Raw genomic sequence first — 7338 nt, 5'->3', positions numbered from 1 at the left:
ACTTTTCAGCAGGTTTGCCATTGTCGTTTTTAATACTATTCAAATGTTTTTCAAAGACTCTGGAGCTAATTATATAAGCAATAGTACCTAAACATCAATACTTTTCTTGAAAATATTACCTCCGTTGTAATTTTTTATATAACAATCTTCACCCCAATCACCTCTATAGGCATAATAAAAAGCATCCGATTTATTCGGATGCTTTACAAACCTTCAATTATTTGTTGCTGTTCACTGATTATTAAGGTTTTTAAATTAACCAAAAAATCTTGAGTTTGTTGACTAAAGAAATATATTGAATCGGCATCATAGGAATTCATTTTTAAAGACGGATAAATTACATCATCATTTTCTTTATTTTGTTTAAATACAATTTCCAGAAAATATTCAAGTTTATCAAGGTATTCTTTTGTCATCTGTGAATTACTCATGAATCTATAAAATTGGTTATTTGTTTTAAATTCCTTTAAATGCTTAAAATTATTTTTTGCATCTTTCAAAGTGTGAAAAGCTGTAGCTGAACTTGGGAGAGAATTGAAATGTGCAATGGTTACTTCATTAAACAATTCCTGTTCATCTTCAGTTAGCTCCTGTCGATACCTTATTTTATGATCTATCCTATCTCTACCAATTTTCTCGTTCAGTTCATGACCTTTAAAATATCCAGGGCGATTAGTAATCAGAAGCGTTTTTTTCTTTCCATAAGATAAATGAGGCATACACATATACTGAACTATTTCGTTGCTTCTAATATATTCATCCAACTTACCTAATAGAGCATTTGTTTCATTCATTTCAAGCCGTATCATTTGTCGTCTAGTCATGTTTAAGGTATATCTACTTATTTCCATTTGCTTTTTATTTATATTAAAAGTATAAAAAGCCAACAATCCCATTACGATTAAATTGATCAATCCAACTAAGGAGTTGAAATATGATTCTATTTTGTCTTTTTCCACATCAGCAATTAATGTAGCCAAACCCAAAATGATTAGGATATATATAAGTCCCTCGAATTTTTTATCCATTCTTCCACCTACGAACGCAGTAGCGCATTTCCTTTCCTCTTATAATTCGACATAAAAACTGACTTTCCCTTCATCCCCCCTTCATGTATAAAAATTTTCCACGTCGAAAACGAAGGGGGCGGCGGTCCTTGGTTGGGCCTATTCTAAAGATTAATAAGAGGTCGTTTCATAATCAATATATTCTTTTTTGAATACTTCTCTTCTGCCGAAGTTATTGCTTTGCTGCGAAAACATGCTCTGTAAGTTCGAAACAAGTTGATTAAATCGGACATCTGGTTGCTGCTCCCATATCTTTTAAAGTAGAGTTAGTATCCTTTGTATTCTCCGTGGATCTCTCAATGGTTACTTCCTTTCGAATATTATTAGATATACACATCCGACATTTATTCCTTGTGAAGATTTTACCAAAAATTTATCGAATAAGAATCTATCAAAATTTTTATAATCTCCATAATCCTAAGATATTATGATTCCTTCTTGAATGCAATGAAGGGAGGGGGCTGGGAGGTTAGTCGATGTGTCTTTTTTTTGTTATTACAAATCCTAGTGAAATGAAAACGGGAGACAACTTTATGCGACTATAATTCTCAGGTGATAAATATTAAATTTAATTAATTTATTTCTTAAATAACTTAGTGAATCCATCCTATCAGCAAAGTTATACCAAACTCCTCATTGTTTATACATTTTTTTATTTAAAAAGTAAAAATATTGATGAAAAATGAGGGGTAGCTTACGTGGAGACTAGAAACAAGTGGAAATAAGCCATATGGTATAATGTAACTATTACTTATTAATTACAAATAAAATCATATTAACCAGAGGTGGGAAATGTTAACTTTTAATAAAATGATTTTAAATGAAAGTACAGAGTGGTTAGTTTTCTTACATGGGTTAGGTGGTAACAGTTCACTTTTTTATAAACAAACGGATTATTTATCAAAACACTATAATTTGTTATTAATTGATTTGCCGGGACACGGAAAGTCTAAAGGATTAGATGTAAAGCATTATTCAGCCGAGCAGGTCGCTGAAGAAGTAGTGGATTTATTATACGCTTTAAATATCCCCAAAGCACATTTTATAGCTTTCTCACTTGGAACAATTATAGCGAATGCACTTATGAATGTAGCTACAGAAAAAATCATTACCTTAACTCTCGCTGGGCCTGTCTTAAAATGGAGTTGGTGGTCAAATTTATTAGTAAAAGGGTCATACAGGTTAAGACATTTCGCACCTTATATGGCCTTCTATAAAACATTCGCTTACCTTATGATGCCTAATCAAAATCATGCAAAATCAAGGTATTTCTTTGTTAGAGAAGCTACCAAACTAGGAAGAGAGGAATACATGAAATGGGCATACATGGTGACTGTTCCAGAGAAGGTATACATGAAAAACCTACATAATAAAAATTCAATTCCAAAGTTATACATTGTTGGCGGAGAGGATCATATGTTTGTAAAAGAAGCAATAAACGCTGCTACCAAAGATACTAGTATTCATCTTCAGATAATCGAGAAGAGCGGACATGTGTGTATTTTAGAAAATAGCATAGATACCAATAAAGCGATTTATGAATTTATAAAATCGCAAAACGTAAAAAAAGATAAATCATCGATTAACGAAATATCAGCAACAGTTTATAGAAAAGTTTTGTAGCTATTTGTACAATGATTTCAATGATGATGCTTTAAATAAATTAGTGGTAGCTCACTGTAATTTATTGCTGCTATACAACTGATATAAAAAAGGTGAACAAAGCTGTTCACCTTTTTTTATTTTATCGCGGATTCTTCTTTTACTAAATTAATCCTTCGGTACAATAAACAGGCTTTACTCCCTGAATAAAGTTTCTTAGCAAATCAAACGCTAAACCCTTAGATGGATTCATTGTGTAGTAACAACCAACCGATAACTTCTGCTTTCCTTCAGGTAATCGTGCCATTGTCTAATCCCTCTAATAAAAAATAGCTATCCATTGGACAGCCTCCTTGTTATGATATATAAGTTAAATTCATTTGAAAGTGATTACATTGACTGAAGATACTAAAGAATACAATGGCTATGAGACCACCATTGTTTATGATTACAAAGAGTATCCTGATATCAAGAGCGGACGGTGTGACAATTGCGATCATTCACTGTTCAAAAGCTCTGCGAAAGATAATAAGTTCCTTAGAGAATGTAGAAACTGCGGAATGAAGAAGAGTATCTGACCCTAGAATGAAAAGGTTGCGTACATAAAATAAAGCCGCCTAATAAGCGACTTTATTTTTTACTAATTTTTTCTAATATGACTATTATCTCTCTCAAACCTACAAGCATTATTCCTGATACCACACAAGAAACCATAATAACTGCAGCGTATCCAATGCCCTGTCCAGCCGATATACCCCAATAAAATTGCAATACGATTTTCTGCTTCCATGATGCCTCTCCTCAATGTGTAAGATACTGCAGAATATGTTAAATAGTTTACTAGAGAAAAGAAAGAACCAGTTTCATCCAAACATCAAAAAAATCTTCATTTCATTCTCACAGCTCAACCCACACTTTTTTTATAGGTGTCACGATTCATACTTTCACGCAAAGTTATCAACTCACAGACCTTCACATGGGTTGAGTGTATGTGGCAAAATACTCGATGTTGGTGAGTTTACAGCTTTGAATAATAAGTCAACAAGGGACGGATCAGGATATTCATCGTAAGTTCATTATCCAACTGTCTTCCAAATCGGTGTTTTTGTACCCCACCCCATTGTTTAAAAAGAAAGCTACTTTCTGTTCCTTACACTGGTCACGAATTATTCTTATCCATTCACTTGCCATAGGCCTCGATCCTGGGCCAGATACACCACCACTATCTCAAATGAATGCCCCTTAAATCGAGAGCGTTTAAAAGGACCGATAAGGGGTTCACAAGAAAGAAAACGTATGTAGGCAGGTACTTTTATGGTCGTTAATGCGAGAGGCAGTTTCTTCATTCTCCACACTACTACCATTCCCAAAAGAAGCTACGAGAGAAAAATCCTGAAAAACAAGATATGTTAGGGATAAATTCGAAAAGTCTTTCAGGAGGAGTACCTGCTTGGTACAAGAAGATTAAGCGCGATGCAAATCCCACTGGTATTCGACTTTTAACAGGTGTGTGAATTGAGTAGAACCGAAGTTTTCGTTAATGAATTAAAAGAACCAGCATCGTTTATGCTGGTATCTATGTAAACTTTAAGCGCTTCTTTCACATGCTTTCTTCTTTATTAAATTGCCTATTCTTTTCATTTGTTCTGTGTCAAAGATCTCATCGAATTCCAATTGCCGACCACCATATTGGATATAGAGTCCTTTTTCGAAGGTACCATCTTGAAACCAGGTTACATCCTTTATGGTTTGATAGCGGAACTTTTGGAGATTTCTTAACCCTAAATCCAAGAAAAGCGCTCTCTTGGAGGTTGCGATAAGATACCCCTTTAGTTCCTGCTTTTTGGTTTTATCGTACTCACACCGGATAAACGTTAACCCTTTCTCACCCGATTCAAATATCGTTTCGCTTAGCAATTTGAAATATTGTTGATTTCGTTTTACTTCATTAAATTCGTATCTGGAATAATTGAAGCTATCAAGATCCACTACCTGAGAGAGAATCTCCAATACCTCTTGTTTTTCCTGTGCCTGCTTTTTTGTTGTTATTCGTTGGTTTTCCTTAACTTTTTCATGTTGTTCGTACTTTTTCTTTACCTTTAGTTCTTCTTTAGAGGTACGATATGTTGCGACTTTATGCTTCACTTCATTTGGATTCTGTTTTCGTGAAAGAACCTTGACGAATATGTCCTCAACCGAATAGCAGATCTTTTGATAAATCCCCATCGTTTCCGCCCCTTACTTCAGCATTTTCTTGGCTACATAAACCCTTCTGTCTAACCAACCCAGAACTCCTGCAGCAATGACACCTGATGTAGTTGCGTTATTTTCTTTTCGTTCCTGATTCCCTAATTCATAATGTTGCTTATAAATTGTTTGGCATATTCCGTGGGAACTTTATACGGTTCGCCATCCAATCCGGACTGGTAGGCAACCTCAGCGATCGCCGCCACCTTCTTGTTCGATGTAAATCCTTCTTTATACCAGTCAATGTACTTCTGCTGCTTTAATTTTGTCGCTGTGTACGTCACCATGGTAAAGGCTGCATCGTATCCCTGTTGGACGTACATCAGTTTTAGCTCTTCTTGCCCCTGTTCATACCCTTGTTTGTATGCGTTGACAAAAATCGATTTCACGTTTTTTGGTTCATTCAATACATCCGCTTTCCCATCTTTCAAACCTAAAGCGCTGTATTCTTTCTTTTTTGCTTCATCCTTTTCAGCGATCGCCTGGTTGAATCCTTCTTCAAACGAAGATGCTAACGCATCAACCGAGGCATATTTTGGGGGTACGGACAGATTGTCTCGTTTTTCCCCTAACGCATAACCCTCGTTGTTTGCCGCAACTTTCTGTTTTTCTAGTTGGTCCAACCCTTTTTGGTAGCCTTCCTCATAGGCATTTTGGTAGCCATCTTGATAGGCATCAGATCCGTTTACGGATGAATTGTTTTCAGAACCCTTTTGTCCAGCGGCTAATCCGGCTGCATATCCTGCCTTTTTCCCTTTTGCTTCATCCTGGACCGCTGCTATCGCTTTAAGCTGAGCAGGGCTGTTGTTTATTTTTGTCGTATCGTAATCACTTGGAGCTTCACACGGGATCCCGTCGTCCACAGCATTCCCCCCACCATCCAATCTCTCGGGATCGTTTGTCCTGCTGTATCCTTTGCTGTTCCAATATTCCACCACTTCCTCATAACTTGAGAAATCAGAACAGTCCTTATCCCAGGTATCGTTCGAGTTTGCAGAAGAACTAGATTCCGCAGGAGAACTTTCGCTTAAGCTCGGGCTTGGTTCGCTCGTTCCGCCGTGAGAGTGGTATTCTCCTATTGAAAATCCCCAACTTTCACAATTCGTACGGCAGGTGTGCCCACCGCCGGAATCCGTTCTGCCCGGATGCGCGGAAGCATCTGTTTCAAAAATGAACACAAGGACGGCAGTAAATAAAAAATGCAGGAATATAAACTATCCATTTCTTCAATGCAATACCTCCTTTTGCCTCTGTTTTTATCAATTTACTAATAGGGGAATAGTAGTGTAAATAAACATTTTCAATTTTCTGGGAACATATGACGCAGCTATACCTATGATGCAATTTGACCAAGAGAAAAAGGACCCTTCTTGGTCCTTCTTCGCTGTTCCATCTTGCTACGCACCCGTTACTTAAAGTATATTCCAACCCATTTTTATTTTTTTGGCTTTGTTAAAGTACACCGGGATACACTTCTTTAAAATAAAGAGCGCTTACCCAGAAACGGCTTGCCTTTATTCGGGTCAACTGCTGGTTTACCTGTTGCATGATCAACATGATAGTGAAAAGGCAGTTCTACAACTTTTTTACCACGACTAGTGATCTCAACATATATATAAACTTATCCAGCAATGGAGCTGCTTTCTCATGAGTTGTTAATGCTTTAACGCCAGCTGGAAAGACAATGTGTTCACCTGGACCTGGAGTGTTCTTGTTAAACTCATGAAGATCAGGCTCGCAGCCGGCGGCACCTGAAATTATTCCATCCTTTGGTTCTCGATAAATTGTAGGGTCAACACCATATGGAACCCCTAACCCGCCGCTTTCCAACGTAATTTCATCTGGTTTGTAATGTGGGTTTTGCTTGTCTTTTTCATGTGAACTGAATCCCATTAACGGGATTAATAAAACAGCAATCAACCCTGCCATTACTACAGAATATAGCCACTTTTTCATTCACTTTCCTCCTTAAATGGTGATAACTGTTAAAATTTGTTTCGATTTTTAGAGTATTATGTGAACTAATTGAAATGAACTAAAATTTTTTTTTAATTTACAACATAATTTTTCGTACACTCGACCAAAGTCCTGTTAAAAAGACGGAGATGAACTGTTTGATTATGGTGTACATCTCCATCTTTTTGTTTGACTACCAATATTTTATTAGACACATAAAACTGCCTTACATCAAAGAATAGCCAATGTCGCATGAAGATATTGCATTTGTTTACAAAGATTGAATTAGATGAATTTTTAAGTCAATCAAAAAAAATATTTACATCATCACCATAATTGCAGACCCAACATTCCTTATAAGTGCCAACTCGAAAGTTTATGACACCTGCAGCGAAGAAGTTATCCTATAGCCAGAGCCATGATTTGATTGTGGATGAAAATGATAAGTACACTTTCGTGGAACCGA

At 36.3% G+C, this 7338-nt stretch carries 9 protein-coding genes; 2 read left to right on the top strand and 7 right to left on the bottom strand.

Going from position 1 to position 7338, the window contains the following annotated elements:
• Positions 1–203: 203 nt before the first annotated feature.
• On the bottom strand, positions 204–1028 hold the full coding sequence (locus CUU64_RS12480; protein ID WP_101633949.1) for a hypothetical protein: 825 nt from the start codon (positions 1026–1028) through the stop codon (positions 204–206).
• 831 nt (positions 1029–1859) lie between these two features.
• Here CUU64_RS12480 and CUU64_RS12475 point away from each other — a divergent pair.
• Complete coding sequence (locus tag CUU64_RS12475; RefSeq protein WP_101633948.1) at positions 1860–2690, top strand: alpha/beta fold hydrolase; 831 nt, start codon at positions 1860–1862, stop codon at positions 2688–2690.
• A gap of 142 nt (positions 2691–2832) precedes the next feature.
• Here CUU64_RS12475 and CUU64_RS22035 read toward each other — a convergent pair whose 3' ends face one another.
• Complete coding sequence (locus CUU64_RS22035; protein WP_180954581.1) at positions 2833–2976, bottom strand: hypothetical protein; 144 nt, start codon at positions 2974–2976, stop codon at positions 2833–2835.
• Between the two features lie 88 nt (positions 2977–3064).
• Here CUU64_RS22035 and CUU64_RS22615 point away from each other — a divergent pair, with 88 nt between their 5' ends.
• Complete coding sequence (locus CUU64_RS22615) at positions 3065–3247, top strand: DUF8096 family protein (protein WP_101633947.1); 183 nt, start codon at positions 3065–3067, stop codon at positions 3245–3247.
• A 62-nt stretch (positions 3248–3309) separates the two neighbouring features.
• On the opposite strand, the gene CUU64_RS22030 is transcribed toward CUU64_RS22615, so the two are convergent.
• The 5 genes from CUU64_RS22030 to CUU64_RS12450 form a co-directional block, all read right to left on the bottom strand.
• Positions 3310–3459: a hypothetical protein gene (locus tag CUU64_RS22030; RefSeq protein ID WP_180954580.1), complete on the bottom strand. Its 150-nt coding sequence runs from the start codon at positions 3457–3459 to the stop codon at positions 3310–3312.
• 272 nt (positions 3460–3731) lie between these two features.
• Entirely contained in the window at positions 3732–3860 is a 129-nt protein-coding gene (locus CUU64_RS22610; protein WP_257985503.1) for a phage Gp37/Gp68 family protein, read from the bottom strand.
• A gap of 396 nt (positions 3861–4256) precedes the next feature.
• A complete protein-coding gene (locus CUU64_RS12460; protein WP_101633946.1) occupies positions 4257–4895 on the bottom strand; it encodes a PH domain-containing protein in 639 nt (212 codons plus the stop codon).
• Positions 4896–5017: 122 nt separating this feature from the next.
• Entirely contained in the window at positions 5018–6094 is a 1077-nt protein-coding gene (locus tag CUU64_RS12455; protein WP_180954579.1) for a YHYH domain-containing protein, read from the bottom strand.
• A 397-nt stretch (positions 6095–6491) separates the two neighbouring features.
• Positions 6492–6872, bottom strand: a complete 381-nt coding sequence (locus tag CUU64_RS12450; protein WP_101633944.1) for a hypothetical protein — start codon at positions 6870–6872, stop codon at positions 6492–6494.
• Positions 6873–7338: the final 466 nt, after the last annotated feature.

Origin of the sequence: Bacillus sp. V5-8f, from assembly GCF_002863565.1 — a bacterium.
Lineage (GTDB): Bacteria > Bacillota > Bacilli > Bacillales > DSM-1321 > Peribacillus.
This window is presented reverse-complemented; position numbering and strand designations above follow the sequence as displayed.